We start from the raw sequence: 15,144 nt of genomic DNA on the forward strand, positions 1-15,144 counted from the left end.
TTCGTCTGGTGCGATGGCTGATGACTCATTTCGATGTATTTGCCGCTCATAGAGCTAAATCTGGCTTCATTTGGGCATAGAAAACTTTAAAGTCCCACTAATTGCGATCGCGGCAACTATTGAAGCAATACGTCAAATTGACACAAACGTTCATTTTCACGTTTTTGGACTTTGCAGCCCCAGATATGCTAGGGCATTCAACCAGCTAGGAGTCAGTTTCGACGGCTCCACCTACGCCAAAGAAGCATTCATAGCTCGCAACTTCTTGATGAATGAAGGTGGTAGGCTCGTTCGCTATCCTGTTGCTAGTAACGATACTAAGGCGATCGCCCCCAGATGCTGCTGTCGTGCCTGCAACATTTTAGGCGAAGATCGGATTGACCCCAGATATTACGGCAAGAGCAGGCAGCACGATATCGGCAGACTTGCTCATAATCTCAATCAACTGCTGCTAGCACATAGTCACGCTACGAGTACGCTAGCAGCATCCCAGCTATTCCAGCTCCAGTAATAACTGCCTTACCGTTTGCCTACCAACACACTGAAAAGTAGTGAGTTTGTAACCAACTTACCAAATGATTTGCATGACGCGGCATTTTGAGTTGATTTTTTACTGCCTGCTCTGATTTCTAGCAACTGGTAGAAATTACAATAACTCGTCGAAGCGCTTTGCACGAATGAGAAAAGTTATCGAGCGCCAACAATATGAACGTTTCATCCACGACAAACAATGCAATTACAGTATCCTTCGAGGCTCTTAACGAAACATCTAACAAGCTGCGGCAAGCAGGGGCGGTATTTTTGGTCAAAAAAGTAGGTAAAGACCGATATCAAATTATCCTCAAGAAACTGCCAATTGCGGATGTTTCAGAGCTTTTCGAGTGATAATGAGTCTTCCGTTCCCATGCACCGTGCAACTCAAACAACAATAAATGCCTAAGCCGATACTACATATTCGAGCGTAGAGCGAAAATTCAGGGATTTTTAGTTGGGAACCCAGGCAATTAAGTGCTTCGCACGCCCGAATCGGAATCATTCAACACAACACGGGTATATGACATATCTAAACTCTGTAACAGTCATCGGTCGAGTTAGCCAAGACCCCAATGTCCGCTATTTTGAAAGCGGAGCAGTCAAGGCATCGGTCTCGATGGCTGTACGTCCGCCGTATAAAGCTGAAGAACCGCAGTGGTTTGATGTAGAAGCCTGGGGAGCGCAGGCAGAAGTGATTGCTAACTACGTTCGCAAGGGGACTGGGTTAGCCGTCAAGGGCGAACTGGTATTCGACCATTGGGTTGATAAAAACACAGGCGCACCCCGCAGCAAAGCATTCATCAGAGTCAAGCTGCTCGAATTGCTAGGTTCGCCCCGCGAACGGCAAGAATCTGGTACGGCAACTGGGGAGATTCCTACGCCAGACCTCGCCACCATCGCCAACGCCCAGTTCTGATTCAAACGAATTTTACTACACTGCTTCCCCAATTTTCTCGCAACGAAAGTTGGGGAAATGCTTGTGTCCCCCATTATCAATCTCAAACATCATCCAATTAAAACCATTTAAAACCATGATTATCGCTACTCTGAAGATCGCTGTAGAAACAATTAACGAACAACACGACACCGAAGGCATGAAAATCTGCAACGGTGTTGCGTCGATCCAAACCTACACTAAAGACGGTCCCGTGACCGAACAAATTAACTACCGCTGCCGAGGCGCTGGTGCCGTCCAAGTCGGTGCAGCAGGTCCAGGCACTCAAGGTATAGCTATCGGCTACGTAGACTTCATTATCGTTAACCAAGACACCTACAAAGAAAAGATTCCCTGCCTTGTCATCGATAGCTTCATTCCCAGCCAGTCGGATACGATCTCTGCTACGCCCGCGCCTGACGCACCCGAACCCGTACTTGCAGGAGTCAGTGCGGCGGTCGGTAATGGCAGCATTCCTCAGATAGAGGATGACACCGACACGAATATACCATTCTAATCGCCGATCGATTCAACAAAATATACAGAATTAGTGTCGCCTTCGCGCTGGCATTAATTCTTTTTTTCTGTTAAACAACATAATGTGAAATGAAGTTTGCTCCCAAGTCATGCCATTGGAGCAAGTGTATGGAGTTCGTCGAGCAAATATTCGCGCTCGAAATTGCTTTTGGAGTATCTGTTTGGGTAATCGTCTTTTCTGTCAATAAAAACTGAGCTTCGTAACACCCCTACTGGCTAAATGCTCAGATGCTCCTTGAATAGAGAGGAAATGAGCAACACAGCGACAAAAGCAAGGAACAAACCGATAGTCGATCTTCACCTAAATGAAGTTCCTTGTTTTTTTTGTTGACCGCACAACTGATGCAGTTTAGATTTGTCTGTACAACGAGGAGAAGTATTCTTGTGCAACCAGGTACGAAATTTATTACTCTGACTTCTTACAAAGGCGGTGTGGGAAAAACGACTAGTGCCGTCTGTCTGAGTTGCTTGTTTTCCAACTACGGACAGGTTATGCTGATTGACTCCGATCCAAATCGCTCGGCAACTGCTTGGGCAAGTGCGGGAAAATTACCGTTTAAGGTAGCAACCGAGAACACGGCAACAAGGCTGATGGCAAAAACTCACTTTGATTTCGTTCTGATTGACACGCCTGCCCGACCTGCTGAAGCTGAAATGCAGGAGCTAGTTGAAGGATGCGATTTACTACTACTTCCTACAACTCCTGACTCGCTCGCCATGAAAGCAATGATGCTTACTAGCCAAAGTTTGCCTAAAGGGACAAATTACCATATCCTCTTGACGATGGTGCCGCCGCCACCTCAGAGAGACGGAGAAGATGCGCTCAAGGTGCTGCAAGAAAAAGATTTTCCTGTTATAAAACATGGCATTAGATTGCTGAAAGTCTACAAAGATGCAGCAGCAGTCGGGCTACCTATCAATAGTATGAAAGGAGGTAAAAAAGCATGGCAGGATTGGATAGAACTGGCAAAACTCAGTCCGATATCCGAGCTGATAAATTCCGAGATATCCTAAACTTTGTCCCAGAGAATTTATCAGAAATCGCCGCCAATGCCGAGCCAGATGAGATAATTCTTGACGGCAAGCATCAAATTGGGTTGAGCGAGATTTGTTTGCCTCAACAGCAACCGCGCCGTTATTTCGATCCTCAAGCTTTAAAAGAGTTAACTAGTTCTGTCAAACAGCATGGCATTCTTCAACCCCTACTCGTGCGCCCTCTCCCTTCAGGGGGGTATGAATTAGTTGCAGGAGAACGGCGTTACCATGCTGCTAAAGAAGCCAATTTAATCGAAGTCCCTGTCGTCGTCCGAGAACTTAGTGACGAAACTGCTTTGCAACTGGCTCTGATTGAGAATTTGCAGCGAGAAGATCTGAACCCTGTAGAAGAGACAGAAGGAATCTTACAACTCTTAGCAATCAAGTTAAAAATAAGTTTACCCGAAGTAGTTTCGCTACTATACCGAATGCAGAATGAAGTCAAAGGAAAAGTTACCCATAACGTTATGGGTAGTCAGCCAAATCAGCTCGTCCAAGCTACATTTGAAGCTATCGGGCTGATGGACTGGGAATCTTTCGTGACTAATCGCTTGCCTTTACTCAATCTCCCCAGCGACATTCTAGAGGCTTTACGCCAAGGAAAGATTGCCTATACAAAAGCTCAGGCAATTGCTAGAGTCAAGGACGAAGAGCAGAGACAAGCTTTGTTAGAGACAGCGATCGCCCAAGACTTATCTCTGAATCAAATTAGAGAACGGGTAGCCAGTATTGCTGACGAGCAGGCAAATTCAAGTAGCAGCGAAACTTCATCACTGAAAAGCCGTATGAATGCAGCCTACCGCCTGGTGAAAAAGTCAAAAATTTGGGCAGACCCCAAAAAGCAAAAGCGACTAGAGAAGCTTTTAGCAGAATTAGAAGCATTAGCCTCTAAATAAGTACTTCTTTCGTTATCATAGCGTTTACAGAGCAACCAGACTTCCCTATTCCATGCCATCCAAACAGGTTTTTGTCAGAGAATACACTGTCCGCGCCCACGAGCGAACAATTCACACTCGCCTATTCAAGTTGATCTGCCAGCAGTGCCAACAGCCTACAGAAAGAGAATCTTACGGTCCCAGACCGCTTTATTGCGAAACTTGTCGCCCACCTTATCAGCTTCAAGACGCAAGCAAGTTGAAAAAACGCAAGCCCAGACCCATCTTGGTCAAAAGATCGAAGTCGAAAACCAAGTCCTAGTACCTTGCAGTTTAATTGCGATCGTGGGAAAAATTCGTTAACGATCAATGTATTAGTCGTTCCATATACCCAGACAAGCTGCTGATGGTCTCGCCACCTCTCTACGACGGGTAAGGAATTGAAACAATACAAGTGTTTTTGCATAGCGCATCAGCAAAAAGGACGGAAAGAGGTTGGCTGGCAAAGCGTTAAGGCTACGCTCGAACCCAGCCGCTCTGCCCTGTTCCACCTTCAAATGAAAAAGTACGCGCCAGGAGCGATCGCTAGCTACTTGACAGCAATCTTAGGAACGCAATCTAGCCGCTAGCGATTTCCTACTGCAACCGAGCTAAAAAACTGTTCTGGGGGATTGCCACGCCTCAAGTTATCTGGTATAAATATTTACAGACGGGGTGTTCTCGAAAAAACAGCAGTAGTTTTTCTCAAAGTTTATATCTAACTAGATAACCGCAACTCTGACGAGTTAGCAAGTTCATTCGCGATCGCTGACAGTTTGAATTGAGTTTAACTGAGGATTCTCTGCGACCGTATGCCAAGGGCAGTAGGGTGGGGTAACAGCAGTCGCCTACTTCTGGGAAGGGTTGCTTTGCATCTGCTGCAAAGCGCGATCGCCATTCCAGGATAACTTTATTTTCCACAGCAATTGTATCTAGCTTGTCAGATGCCGTTTGCGGCTTCTGTCGGCAACAACGCTGCAATACAGAAAAACAGAAAACATCAGCATTTAGCAAGTCTTCCAACTGTTCCACGCACTAACGCTCTGGGTTCGAGCGAGTCAAAAGCTCGTCCGAGCGCGACAACATACTAAGAACCTATCCCACTAATAGAGAAATCCGAGCTAAAATTGGCATTAAGAGGAAACAGAACAAAAAGAAGACAAAATGGCAGGTAGGTTTGAGGGATTGAGCGATCTCGAATGGAAGCTGTTTGAAGACTTACTGCCTCAAGCCCCAGAAAAAAGAGGGCGAGGTATGCCACACGCGCCATTTCGGAAAGTATTGAATAGCCAGTTATACGTACTGATTACTGGCTGTCGATGGTGCGATCTACCACGAGGAGAACAGTGGGCATCTAAGAGTTCTGCCCATCGATGGCTCAAGAGGTGGTATGAAGATGGGACGTTGGAGAAACTAAAAAGACGGGTTCTAGCACTAGCAGAGGAAAAAGGAATGATCGACTGGAGGTATGGAGCCGTCGATGGCTCTTTTTCCCCCTGGCAAGGGTGGCGGTGAGGGTGTAAGTTATGGCTACAAGGGTAAAGGTATTCTCATCCACAGTATTACCGATGCTAACGGGATGCCAGTAGTTGCAGTCACCACCGCTGCCAATGGTGATGAAAGGCAACAAGTCCTGACAATGCTGGCTCAAATCCGACTCGCAACAGGCAAAAGAGGTAATCCTCAGCGTCGCCCTAAAACTCTTGCTGCTGACAAGGGATACGATGCGAAATGGTTACGTCTCAAGCTTCGTAGCAAGGGTATCCGACCACAAATCAAAAAACGGCAGCGCAATGGTCAAAAGCTTATTGGTAGACCAATTAAAGAAATTGTACCTCGCTACCAGCAAGAGCGTTCTTTCTCCTGGTTTCAACGCAAGTATAGACGGCTCGTTGTTCGATGGGAGCGCTTGAAAGCGTGTTTTGATGCTTTCCTTCTCCTCGCCTGTTCCTACATTTGGTTTCCGAAGTTAGTGGGATAAGCTAAACTATGCCTGAATCAGTTACGCCTAGCCAACCCGACGCTGTTAAGAAACAGCAACTTCTGCCGCAGCCAAAAACAAAACCAACTGTCGCCTTCAATTGGGTTGCCCTCGACCGCGCCAGAGAAAGGCAAAGAGAACGAGAATTGCTAACGCAGCAAATCCTAGCACTGCCTTTAGAAGACGTGGCAACTCGATTGGGCATGGCACCTAAGAAAGGAGAGAAAGGCAAATGGTGTAACGAGCAATTGAGAAACATTTCCTTGACAGCTGGTAAAGGTTGGTACGACTGGAATGCAGGCGTGGGCGGTAAAAATGCTACGAGCTTGGCAATGCACGTTCTAAGAATAGACCGACGAGCAGCGAGAGATTGGCTGGCAGTCCAGTTTGGATTATCGCGTCCATTTTACTGCCTCTCCTCATGTAGTTCTGCTGCTACTAGACAACGGCGTAAACTGACTGCCAGCACGAGAAAAGAGCGAACAAGTCGTTCGTTCGTCGTCCCCACACCGGATGAAAGCAAGTGGATGGAAGTTCAGTCCTATCTGGTGTCACAACGAGCTTTACCTCTGGAGCTAGTAGAGGCACTCCATCGAGAAGGAAAAATTTACGCCAGTGGCATTGCGCCAGCCGTACTCAAAAGCCTGCAACAGCAAGGGAAAAATGGCAAAAAATTGACCAATGCTGTATTTACCAGGCAAGACTTGCACGGCGAAGTTAAAGGAGCCTCGCTCAGAGACGTGCGGGGTAAATTCAAAGGACTAGCGGAAGGCTCTAGAAAAGATATAGGTTGGTTTTTCTTCGTGCAGGGGAAAGGGGAAGTACAGCGGATCGCCCTTGCCGAGTCAGCCATCGACGCGATGTCAGTAGCTGCCCTGACCAAATACAAGCACTTAACCACGTTGTATCTCGCTACTGACGGTACTGGTACGCTGCCACTCGAATTACTGCGCGATTGTCTCGCACGGGGAGGGCAAATTATTCTAGCCCAGGATGCCGATAGAGCGGGAGAGAAACAGGCATGGAATGTCGTCAAGGCTCTAGGTAAAGGCAATATTATCCGTGCCGCGCTAAACCTTGGTAAGGATTGGAACGAATTCCTTCAAGCAAAGATGACAGCAACTCAGTTAGAGCAGTGGTATAAAGTTTCCGAGTGGTGGCGGATCGCGCAGGCAATAGGCAAGACAAATAAGTACGTTGACAGAGTGAAAATTGTGGCGGTTGAGGTAGAAAGCGGTCAGTCTTTGTCAAAAGAAGCTAAAGCATCTATGGAGCAAGACTTTTGTCACTGGCGAGAGATTGGAGCTGATTTATGGAAATGGTGGAGAGCTGCCGTCATGCTAGAAAAAACTGCTGACGACTTACAACAGATTGCTGATATTGCGTTGGCTTTTTACGCAGACCAACACCCCTTACCTCTAACCGCAGAAATACTACTGCAAATGCAGCAGGATATTGAATTGTTGCGGTAACTGTAAGGTCTACATTTGCAAATCCAATCCGGAAAAATCTAAAAAATTGCTTTGCAACAGCTATAAAAGTATCGATTGGTCGCAACTTACTCATATATCGATCGCAACTTACTCATGAACGAAAAATCCATTTATCAAGCCATTGATTCAGCCTGTGGCGAAGAACCGCGCGATTTTACATCCCAGGAAAAGCAGTACATTCTTGACTGCCAAAGTAGCAATGACCAGAGCGATCACGCCTTTTTGGACGGACTACTATTTTGGTTTGAGTCAACAGCAAGTGATGGCTGTTGGACCCAAGCAAATGTTGAGTTTATGCATGGCTTGTACTAAAACCGCTTCTGACTGGAAGAAAATGTCAGGCAAGTAGATATTTTTTGGCTGTAGTGCAAAATTATCTCCAATGTCTATCTTGTCGCACTTCCTTAACACGAACCAAACGACAAATAGGGACAGTGCTAGCGCACGCATATTTGACAAATATCAGTCTTCATCGCGATGTCTTTGAAAGTTATTGGCAGAATTAAAACTGGCTTGGATGACTTGTATGCTTGGTGCGAACTACAACCCCTCAAGCATGAAGTGAAATCTACTTATGCACCCCAGCGGCTGGAAAAATGGTATCGAGCAGGCAGCAATCTACGTAGCGGTGACGCAGAAAAAGTATTTCGCACTGATGAACCAAAAAGACGGATCGTCAAGCTCGGCGACAGACTCTTACCTGGATGGCACAGCGAGCTTGTATGCAGTGGCGATCGCCACAGTGGCACGTCTACCACGATCTCAAATCACCGCGACCACACCCACTTTCAAGGACATGCCATACTCGTCAATCTAGGCGAAGCCATCTATAGAGAGCAATTGCGGCGTAACGACGATAGCAGTTGGCAAGAGTACAAGCTTACTGATGGTATGGTCGTATCTATCAATACTAAACTCATCCATAGTGCCGAACAGATCTCAACTGAACGCTACAATTTGACATTCCGTCACTTCAAGCCAGAGTATTTACAGCTATTGCAACACTAGTAACCTTGTCATATGTAATATCAGTTTGTGCTTGCAGACCGATATTACCTTCTTCCAATCGGAAAGCTGCGGTTCACAAAAGCTCCGTCCATAAAGCTAAATTTTTTCATAGTTAATGCCTTAACCAGACCCAGATGCCTTCAAAGTCATAAAATCCCAGGCGCTGTTCTAGTTGAAATCCTCCCAACAATAGGGCTAACCAAATATTAACTAGTGGCGACGAACCTTTAACCTCATTCTCTGGCGCAACTAGATCCTGCTCTTCTCGTACCAGATGGGCTAGCGTCATGCACTCTGCCTTTGCGTTGCCAAAACAATTAGAGATCGCGCCTACCCAAACCTCTATATCTTCTGCATGGGCAATGTCGAGCAACTTTTGCTTCATGGCATCGTTATCTAGATCGGAGCCAATATCCGGTCCTGGCAAAGCTTGCAGCAGTGTTTCCTTGTCCAAGACAGCTACAACCGAGCGACCGTCATCGGGAAACTGGTTGGGCTGACGATCTGGCATTTTTCTGGGTAGACTTGGCAAAGGCTCGATAAATTGCTCGAAATCGACCTGCATCGTTTGCCGCACGTAGCGGTCGAAGGCATCTTGGGGCATGACTGGTCCTTCATCGCTCCCTAGCGCCTGCAATTCTTCTATCGCCAGCAACGAGCGATCGCTGACTAATTGAGCCATTTTCGCGATCGCTTCCGCTGCCACCCGCAGTTTGTCTTGTAATTCCAGTGGTGCGACAGTTGACTCCAACATCAGCCATAACTGCTGCAAGTCGGCATCTTCGGGAGCCAGAGCTGCTTCTGACAACACCTCCCATAAGTTTAATTCCAACTGGACGAACTGGCTCATACGCTCCCTGCCTACTGCTGTACGAGACAAAGCTGCGGGTCCAATCGCTCCTGCGCGGCAAACTTCTTAATGCCGTAATTTTCTTCTAGTACGCTCAACATCTGACTCACGTATGCATGTACCTGACTGGGTGTCATGCCGCCGCAACGAATCGTTTTGACTTCGCCATGTTTCTGCTGCCCCTGCCAAATTTCTGCACCAATGGCATGGACGGGCGTATCTGCTCCAGAGGAGCGGTAAACCACTAACACGGCAAAGAATTGAGCTGTCGTTGCCTCAGTTTCAACTACAATCTGTTCCAACTGCTGCTCTCGTTTTTGATTGCGCGCTTGATTGCGGCGATCGCAGTGACGGGCATGAGAACGGCGGCTGTAGCAAACGGATGGATTCCAACATCCATCGCCATCTACACCATGAATTGCCTGAGCTTGCTCTGCTGAAAGCGTGGCACACTTGAGGCACTTGTCTGGGATCGCCCTAGCTTTCCTTACTGGTTCTTGGAGGAGCGATCGTTTTGCTATAGTCTTTCTAGCAGTTGATTTGGACATCTTTCGTTAGCCACTAGTGCTTGAATTTATTCGCCATCGGGTGCATCTGGGTCAATTCCCATTGCCCGCAAGCGCTCGGCTAACCGTTCGGCTCTTGCTTGTGCTTGTTCTGTTGCAGTAGGAATCCAGTTACCTCGATCGTCGTACCAACGCAACCATTGTCGCTCGATCCCCTGATAAGTTCCCTGCCAAAGTCCCAGACCTAAATTCAAGCCAGGTAAAAAGAAGCGCGATCGTTCGAGTATTTCTTCCTGGTATTGTCCGGCTGTTAAAGTAAAAGCTCGCAGGCGATCGCTATAGCGATCGAATACAACATAATAGGGAACGCGCAAAATCTGCTCGTAAACTTCCCACTTCGTCGGCGGTTGATTGGTTGCCCTTTGCGTCCGACCTAAATCTTCTTTTTCCGTACCTGGGGACAGGAGTTCGACGACAACAGCAGGAGCTACGCCCTCTTGCCACATGACATAGCTCATGCGTAAATCTCTTCCCTCGTACAACCGCTCTACCCCCAGGACGGCAAACCAATCTGGACGCTTGTACCACAGCGGATGGCGCACGTCGTAATAGAGATTCAGGTCGCTGGCAACAAAGACCTGCTCTGGAGAATAGTCGGGAGGAGAGAATGTTTCGCGCAGCAGTTGGGGTTGAAAATCGTGAAATTCGTCGGGCAAACCTGGCTCCTGGGGGTCTTCGCTGGGTAAATCGTACATAGTTGGCAGCGTCTCTTTAGGAGAACGGGGCGGATCGGTCTGCTCGATTGAAACACGATTCAACATAGGTAGACACCAGCTAACTTAACGCTCGTAGATCGATCGCCGCAGCGATTCCTAGATTTTACAGTACAAAGGTTTTTCGACTGTTGTAACTGGTTTATTTCTACATATTGTCTTAGAGGTGTCTTAAAACAGATAAGGATAATTATTTGGGATTTAAATGAGGTATTTAAGTATAATTACTTATAAATGCGAACGATTTCTCGCTATCCCTAGCGCGATCTCCTAAACTAATAGTCAATTAAAGTCCTAGAAGAACTGCCATTATGCCTCTTCGCCCCATCCCAAAGCCGGTCATTCTAATTAACTCCACCCAACCTGCCGAGCCTAGCAGCGCCACTACAGCCACAACCGCATCCAACCAACCAATAGATTTGCGGCAGTCGCGGGTGGACGAGTTTTTGATGGCGCGATCGCTCTCGGACAATAGCAAGAAGGCATATCAGCAAGACTTACAGCGGTTTATGGATTGGACGCAGACGGCTTGGGCAGCAGTGACTCCCAGGCAGGTGGCGCTGTTTAAAGATGACTTGCTAGTAGAAAAATTCCTCGCTCCAGCGACAGTCAATCGAGTGCTGACAACTCTAAAAAACTTTTATGGATGGATGGTCGATTCGGAGTATGTTGCCAAAAACCCTACCAAAACAATCGACTTACTGGAGCTGGAATCGCCAGAAGCACAAGATTTGAGCGAGGCAGAGCTAGCAAGTATTTATCAAGTAGCAGCAAAGAGTAATTACTGCGAGCGCAATACTGCCTTGGTTTCGATTCTGCTACATGGGCTGCGGGCAGCAGAAGTATCGGCACTAAATTTAGAAGATTACGACGGCACGAGGTTGCACGTTCGTAAAGCCAAAAGTGACAGCAAGGGGTACGTACCACTGAAGGAAAGAGCCAGGATGGATTTGGATATCTATCTGGCATGGCGAGCGCAGCAAGGGGAAGAACTTCAGCCCGCGAGTCCTTTATTTATCTCGCGCTCGCGTCGCAGTTTTGGCAAGCGCCTTACTTACTGGGGGATTCGAGATGTCGTCGATGTAATTAAGCAGGAGACTGGAATCGATTTACACGCTCATCGGTTCCGGCACACGTTTGCTACCGATTTGGTACTTAGGGGCATGGATACTTATCACGTAATGACGCTGACTCGGCATAAATCAATGCAAAGCTTCAAACGGTATACCAAACGAGCCGACCAAATCGCAGCTGAAAAAGCTTTTTATCAAGCTCTTGGTGAAAGCCAACCTGATAAAAATACTTGAAATTATACTTATAGCTATTGTTTATAGTTACAAAAACAGAGCGTCCTAATAGACAAAACAAGTGTCAATTCCCTAGTAATTTAAGGTGTTAATTACTATTAATATTAAAATTTCGGAAAAACCACTTCTACTATTAGGTATACTGCTAGAGAGAATGTCACCAGGTGCTAATCAAAAATGAAAAGTTTTGATTTGATTGTTCGTTTTAGAACTTGTTCCGGTTGTCGCTGGTTTTGATGTTGCATAACCATTACGTCTTGCCCGTTTTGGGAGAGCTGTTCCATCACTCGTAGTAAATAAGCACATTAGTAAGATCTTTGTTATCCTATACATTCTCGCGGTCTACATTTGGCCATGCTAAGAAATGAGATAACGTACTGCATTAGGCAAAAGGAAGGTTGATGTCAGCCGATCGGTATCTTAAAAGCATATTGCAGCGTGAGGCTGTAGATACAAGCTCTGCATCGCCTGTAATCAATTCATCGAACGAGCTTGCCTATTCCTCATGCTGGGGGTGAATACGCCCCTAAATCACCTTCTCCAATAATGGGTGGTATACTTACGCTTGAAAGCGATTGGAAGCCAGCACTAGGCGATTCACTGCTCAATTCGTTAAAAACAGATGATGAACAAAGAAAATTGAGCATCGGTTGCATAGCAACACATGGAACGTTCGTACTTGGGAATGATGGAAACTACGAACTCAGGAACGGAGGTAAGCCTGCCACAGTCTTCCTTCTTGAGCTGATTGCACGGCTTCAGTTGACTGCTACAGTGCCTATGATTGATGTCAGGGCTTATGCCAAGTGGTTGACATAAGGCTTTTCTCTCGGCTTGCTTCGCGCCTTATGAAGGTGGTACGTATCTTGTCTTTGGCTCAACAATTGCCACAATGCCCCCTATCGAGAGGATGGCGGACCGTACCAGCTTCCTCTACCCTGCCCGTAACGCGTAAGTAGCCCGCGCTTGACCAGCTCCAAAAGGCGCGTCTTGACTGTCGGTCGCGGTGCGCCAACTAGTTTCTGGGCTTCACCCGTGGTGATGCGACCGTCTCGCCGCGCCGCTTCTAGAATGGCGATCGCGTCTGGGTGCAGCCCTTCCGCTTGCGGTTCGCGTGCGATCTTCGTCGCCAGTCGATCTTTTTGACTCTTGAGCGATCGCAGGAAAAACCTCAACCACGGCTCGAAATCGGGTGACTCGCTATCGAGCGTTCCTTGCGTCCGTCGCAGTGCTAGATAATAGCCTTCCTTGTTCGCCTCGATGACGCTTTCCAGCGAGCTATAAGGCACGTAGGAGTAGCCTGCCTTCAGCAGTAAGAGCGTTGTCAGCACTCGCGAGAGCCGACCGTTCCCATCTTGAAATGGATGGATTGCCAGAAAGACAACGACGAATAGCCCGATGACGATGAGCGGATGCCAAGCTCCATCTGCCAGCGCCTCCCGAGTCCAAGCGACCAGTTCTTGCATCTTAAAGGGCGTATCAAAGGGCGATGCCGTAGCGAAGATGACACCGATACTCTTCCCGTCTGCGTCGAAAGCTTCGACATTGTTTGGCAGCTTCTTGTATTCGCCACGATGCCGTTCGTCCTTGGTCGAATGACGCAACAGCATCGTGTGCAGCTGCTTGATGTAGTTCTCCGTCAGCCCAATAGCGGTGTAGGAATCGAATACCGCATCCATCACCTCGGCATAACCCGCGACTTCCTGTTCGTCGCGCGAGACGAAATCCTGCCGTTCCAAGCGACCGAGCAGCTCTTCTACTTCCCTGTCGCTCAGCTTCGCCCCCTCAATGCGGGTCGAGGAGCCGATACTTTCGATCGTGGCGACGCGCTTCAACACGGCCAGCCGCTCTGGAGCGAGCGTTGTCAAAGTCCGCCATGTCCCCTTGAATTCATCGATTTCGGCAATCAGCCGCAGGATCTCCGGTGTGATCGAAAGCGCCCCAATCTTCATACAATATCCATTTCTCTATCCATTTACATCCACATATATCCATTTATATCCATTGTCTGCAAGTTCTGCTACGCGGCAAGGGTGAGCTTGAGCCTTCAAACTCTTCACACTAGCAGCAACTAGCCTTTCACACGCTCGCAAGCTCTACTTGTTGAGCTAGGGAAAATCCTCTGGGATTTCCTGCTACCTGTCGCCGATTCGCGTTGTCGATCGCTGGTGTTGACTGAAGCGACTTGTACTTATTCGCCATAAATCTCTTGCAACACCTGTGCCAATCCAGAATCTAACTCTTGCAACGCTTCATCTAAACTGCCATAGCTGTCTTTACCTTGCCACAGCATCCCACCACTATCTAAAGCGCGGATAAACGAACTTAGGGGACTGTCTAAATCGTAGCCAATTTCAATCCAGCCTTCATGCTCGTTCACCCAGCGAGCAATATTTGGGTAAGTATCCTCAATTGAGTTTGCCATTACCTGTTAAGTTTATCCTTCATGTGGCTTTTGCACTTACAGATATTATTTCCTAAACGATTGAAGTCGTCATCTGCCAGCGCAATCGCATACGACTTTCACCACAGCTAGAATCTGCTTCTCTTCTGGCGTAACTAAAACGATGAGGGTAAAGCGCGATCGCGCGTTAGATGTCTAATTCCTGCTCGAACGGCATTTTGGCACTGCAAGTATTACCGCATCCGCTCTAGAAATAAGCAGCAAAGCGAGCGCTGCACCTCAATCCAGCACAACGGCAAACGCCTAGCGGCGGACTTCATGGGAGTAAGGCTGGTGAAATTATGACAGATGACATATCCTATTTGGCTCGACTACAAAACGTGGTCTACGCCACGCTGGAAGTGCTCGATTGCTCGGCGCGGTCTATCCATGCCGATGAAGGTCGCCGTAAAATACGGGGTAGTGGAACCATCGAGCCTGCTTCTGGACTTCGGATGCGGTAGAGGAGAAGATCTAGAACACCTCCAGAAACTAGACATTTCTTGCGTCGGTTTCGATCCCTACTGGAAATACGATTTGGCTCTATTGCAGCCGACTGACTGTATCAGTTGTATCTACGTTATTAACACAATTGAGTCCGCAATAGAAAGAACCGAAGTCCTTCAATACTGCTGGGAATTGACGAGGCGATCGCTCGTTGTTGCCGTCAGAACTGATGGCAGAGGCGAAGGATTGTCACGATTAGGCACGTATCAAAAGTATTACTTGCAAGCGGAATTTAGAAGCTTCATTGCTCAAAGCCTGGGAGTAGTAAGAGTTGAATTTCCCAAATCAGGGATTGCATTCATTCAGAAAAAATAACTGGGAC

At 47.5% G+C, this 15,144-nt stretch carries 22 protein-coding genes; 15 read left to right on the forward strand and 7 right to left on the reverse strand.

Features of this window, described 5'->3' with window-relative positions:
* Nucleotides 1-70 precede the first annotated feature (70 nt).
* The 8 genes from H6G17_RS29880 to H6G17_RS29910 all read left to right on the forward strand — a co-directional run bounded on the left by H6G17_RS29880 (nt 71) and on the right by H6G17_RS29910 (nt 4,544).
* Nucleotides 71-511: a hypothetical protein gene (locus tag H6G17_RS29880; protein ID WP_192162152.1), complete on the forward strand. Its 441-nt coding sequence runs from the start codon at nt 71-73 to the stop codon at nt 509-511.
* A 194-nt stretch (nt 512-705) separates the two neighbouring features.
* Nucleotides 706-885 carry a hypothetical protein gene (locus tag H6G17_RS29885; RefSeq protein WP_192162153.1) on the forward strand — a complete coding sequence of 60 codons (180 nt, stop codon included), beginning with the start codon at nt 706-708 and terminating at the stop codon, nt 883-885.
* A 169-nt stretch (nt 886-1,054) separates the two neighbouring features.
* Nucleotides 1,055-1,450 (forward strand): single-stranded DNA-binding protein, encoded by a 396-nt coding sequence (gene ssb / locus H6G17_RS29890; RefSeq protein ID WP_192162154.1) that lies wholly within the window; start codon nt 1,055-1,057, stop codon nt 1,448-1,450.
* 115 nt (nt 1,451-1,565) lie between these two features.
* A complete protein-coding gene (locus H6G17_RS29895; RefSeq protein WP_192162155.1) occupies nt 1,566-1,985 on the forward strand; it encodes a hypothetical protein in 420 nt (139 codons plus the stop codon).
* 404 nt (nt 1,986-2,389) lie between these two features.
* Complete coding sequence (locus H6G17_RS29900; RefSeq protein ID WP_192162156.1) at nt 2,390-3,019, forward strand: ParA family protein; 630 nt, start codon at nt 2,390-2,392, stop codon at nt 3,017-3,019.
* Complete coding sequence (locus H6G17_RS29905; protein WP_192162157.1) at nt 2,950-3,936, forward strand: ParB/RepB/Spo0J family partition protein; 987 nt, start codon at nt 2,950-2,952, stop codon at nt 3,934-3,936. The genes H6G17_RS29900 and H6G17_RS29905 overlap by 70 nt, the downstream gene beginning before the upstream one ends.
* A gap of 52 nt (nt 3,937-3,988) precedes the next feature.
* On the forward strand, nt 3,989-4,237 hold the full coding sequence (locus H6G17_RS34970) for a hypothetical protein (protein ID WP_347276487.1): 249 nt from the start codon (nt 3,989-3,991) through the stop codon (nt 4,235-4,237).
* Nucleotides 4,238-4,355: 118 nt separating this feature from the next.
* Nucleotides 4,356-4,544 carry a hypothetical protein gene (locus tag H6G17_RS29910; RefSeq protein WP_192162158.1) on the forward strand — a complete coding sequence of 63 codons (189 nt, stop codon included), beginning with the start codon at nt 4,356-4,358 and terminating at the stop codon, nt 4,542-4,544.
* A 115-nt stretch (nt 4,545-4,659) separates the two neighbouring features.
* On the opposite strand, the gene H6G17_RS29915 is transcribed toward H6G17_RS29910, so the two are convergent.
* On the reverse strand, nt 4,660-4,986 hold the full coding sequence (locus tag H6G17_RS29915; protein ID WP_192162159.1) for a hypothetical protein: 327 nt from the start codon (nt 4,984-4,986) through the stop codon (nt 4,660-4,662).
* Between the two features lie 132 nt (nt 4,987-5,118).
* Between H6G17_RS29915 and H6G17_RS29920 the strand changes: the two genes are divergently transcribed.
* The 5 genes from H6G17_RS29920 (at nt 5,119) to H6G17_RS29940 (ending at nt 8,436) form a co-directional block, all read left to right on the forward strand.
* Nucleotides 5,119-5,469: a transposase gene (locus H6G17_RS29920; RefSeq protein ID WP_192162160.1), complete on the forward strand. Its 351-nt coding sequence runs from the start codon at nt 5,119-5,121 to the stop codon at nt 5,467-5,469.
* Nucleotides 5,435-5,935: a transposase gene (locus H6G17_RS29925; protein WP_192162161.1), complete on the forward strand. Its 501-nt coding sequence runs from the start codon at nt 5,435-5,437 to the stop codon at nt 5,933-5,935. The genes H6G17_RS29920 and H6G17_RS29925 overlap by 35 nt, the downstream gene beginning before the upstream one ends.
* Before the next feature lie 8 nt (nt 5,936-5,943).
* Nucleotides 5,944-7,407: a toprim domain-containing protein gene (locus H6G17_RS29930; RefSeq protein WP_192162162.1), complete on the forward strand. Its 1,464-nt coding sequence runs from the start codon at nt 5,944-5,946 to the stop codon at nt 7,405-7,407.
* A 202-nt stretch (nt 7,408-7,609) separates the two neighbouring features.
* Nucleotides 7,610-7,777 carry a hypothetical protein gene (locus H6G17_RS29935; protein WP_206757187.1) on the forward strand — a complete coding sequence of 56 codons (168 nt, stop codon included), beginning with the start codon at nt 7,610-7,612 and terminating at the stop codon, nt 7,775-7,777.
* Nucleotides 7,778-7,905: 128 nt separating this feature from the next.
* Entirely contained in the window at nt 7,906-8,436 is a 531-nt protein-coding gene (locus H6G17_RS29940) for a hypothetical protein (RefSeq protein WP_192162164.1), read from the forward strand.
* Between the two features lie 112 nt (nt 8,437-8,548).
* Here the strand turns inward: H6G17_RS29940 and H6G17_RS29945 are convergent, their stop codons facing one another.
* The 3 genes from H6G17_RS29945 to H6G17_RS29955 are packed head-to-tail and all read right to left on the reverse strand — an operon-like array spanning nt 8,549 to nt 10,613.
* Nucleotides 8,549-9,286 carry a hypothetical protein gene (locus H6G17_RS29945; protein ID WP_192162165.1) on the reverse strand — a complete coding sequence of 246 codons (738 nt, stop codon included), beginning with the start codon at nt 9,284-9,286 and terminating at the stop codon, nt 8,549-8,551.
* Between the two features lie 11 nt (nt 9,287-9,297).
* The gene (locus H6G17_RS29950) at nt 9,298-9,834 is read right to left on the reverse strand and encodes a hypothetical protein (RefSeq protein WP_192162166.1); all 537 of its coding nucleotides are present in this window, start codon (nt 9,832-9,834) and stop codon (nt 9,298-9,300) included.
* Between the two features lie 26 nt (nt 9,835-9,860).
* Entirely contained in the window at nt 9,861-10,613 is a 753-nt protein-coding gene (locus H6G17_RS29955) for a Uma2 family endonuclease (RefSeq protein ID WP_199317123.1), read from the reverse strand.
* A gap of 263 nt (nt 10,614-10,876) precedes the next feature.
* On the opposite strand from H6G17_RS29955, the gene H6G17_RS29960 reads away from it, so the two are divergent.
* Nucleotides 10,877-11,872, forward strand: coding sequence for a tyrosine-type recombinase/integrase (locus H6G17_RS29960; protein WP_192162167.1), 996 nt, complete (start codon nt 10,877-10,879; stop codon nt 11,870-11,872).
* An 899-nt stretch (nt 11,873-12,771) separates the two neighbouring features.
* Here the strand turns inward: H6G17_RS29960 and H6G17_RS29965 are convergent.
* The 3 genes from H6G17_RS29965 to H6G17_RS29970 form a co-directional block, all read right to left on the reverse strand.
* Nucleotides 12,772-13,824 (reverse strand): Fic family protein, encoded by a 1,053-nt coding sequence (locus tag H6G17_RS29965; RefSeq protein WP_192162168.1) that lies wholly within the window; start codon nt 13,822-13,824, stop codon nt 12,772-12,774.
* A 127-nt stretch (nt 13,825-13,951) separates the two neighbouring features.
* On the reverse strand, nt 13,952-14,074 hold the full coding sequence (locus H6G17_RS34375; protein WP_277876124.1) for a hypothetical protein: 123 nt from the start codon (nt 14,072-14,074) through the stop codon (nt 13,952-13,954).
* A complete protein-coding gene (locus H6G17_RS29970; RefSeq protein ID WP_015163053.1) occupies nt 14,064-14,297 on the reverse strand; it encodes a hypothetical protein in 234 nt (77 codons plus the stop codon). The genes H6G17_RS34375 and H6G17_RS29970 overlap by 11 nt, the downstream gene beginning before the upstream one ends.
* A gap of 327 nt (nt 14,298-14,624) precedes the next feature.
* On the opposite strand from H6G17_RS29970, the gene H6G17_RS29975 reads away from it, so the two are divergent.
* Entirely contained in the window at nt 14,625-15,137 is a 513-nt protein-coding gene (locus H6G17_RS29975; protein WP_192162169.1) for a methyltransferase domain-containing protein, read from the forward strand.
* The last annotated feature ends 7 nt before the right edge of the window (nt 15,138-15,144 follow it).

Origin of the sequence: Chroococcidiopsis sp. [FACHB-1243], from assembly GCF_014696895.1 — a bacterium.
GTDB lineage: Bacteria > Cyanobacteriota > Cyanobacteriia > Cyanobacteriales > Chroococcidiopsidaceae > Chroococcidiopsis.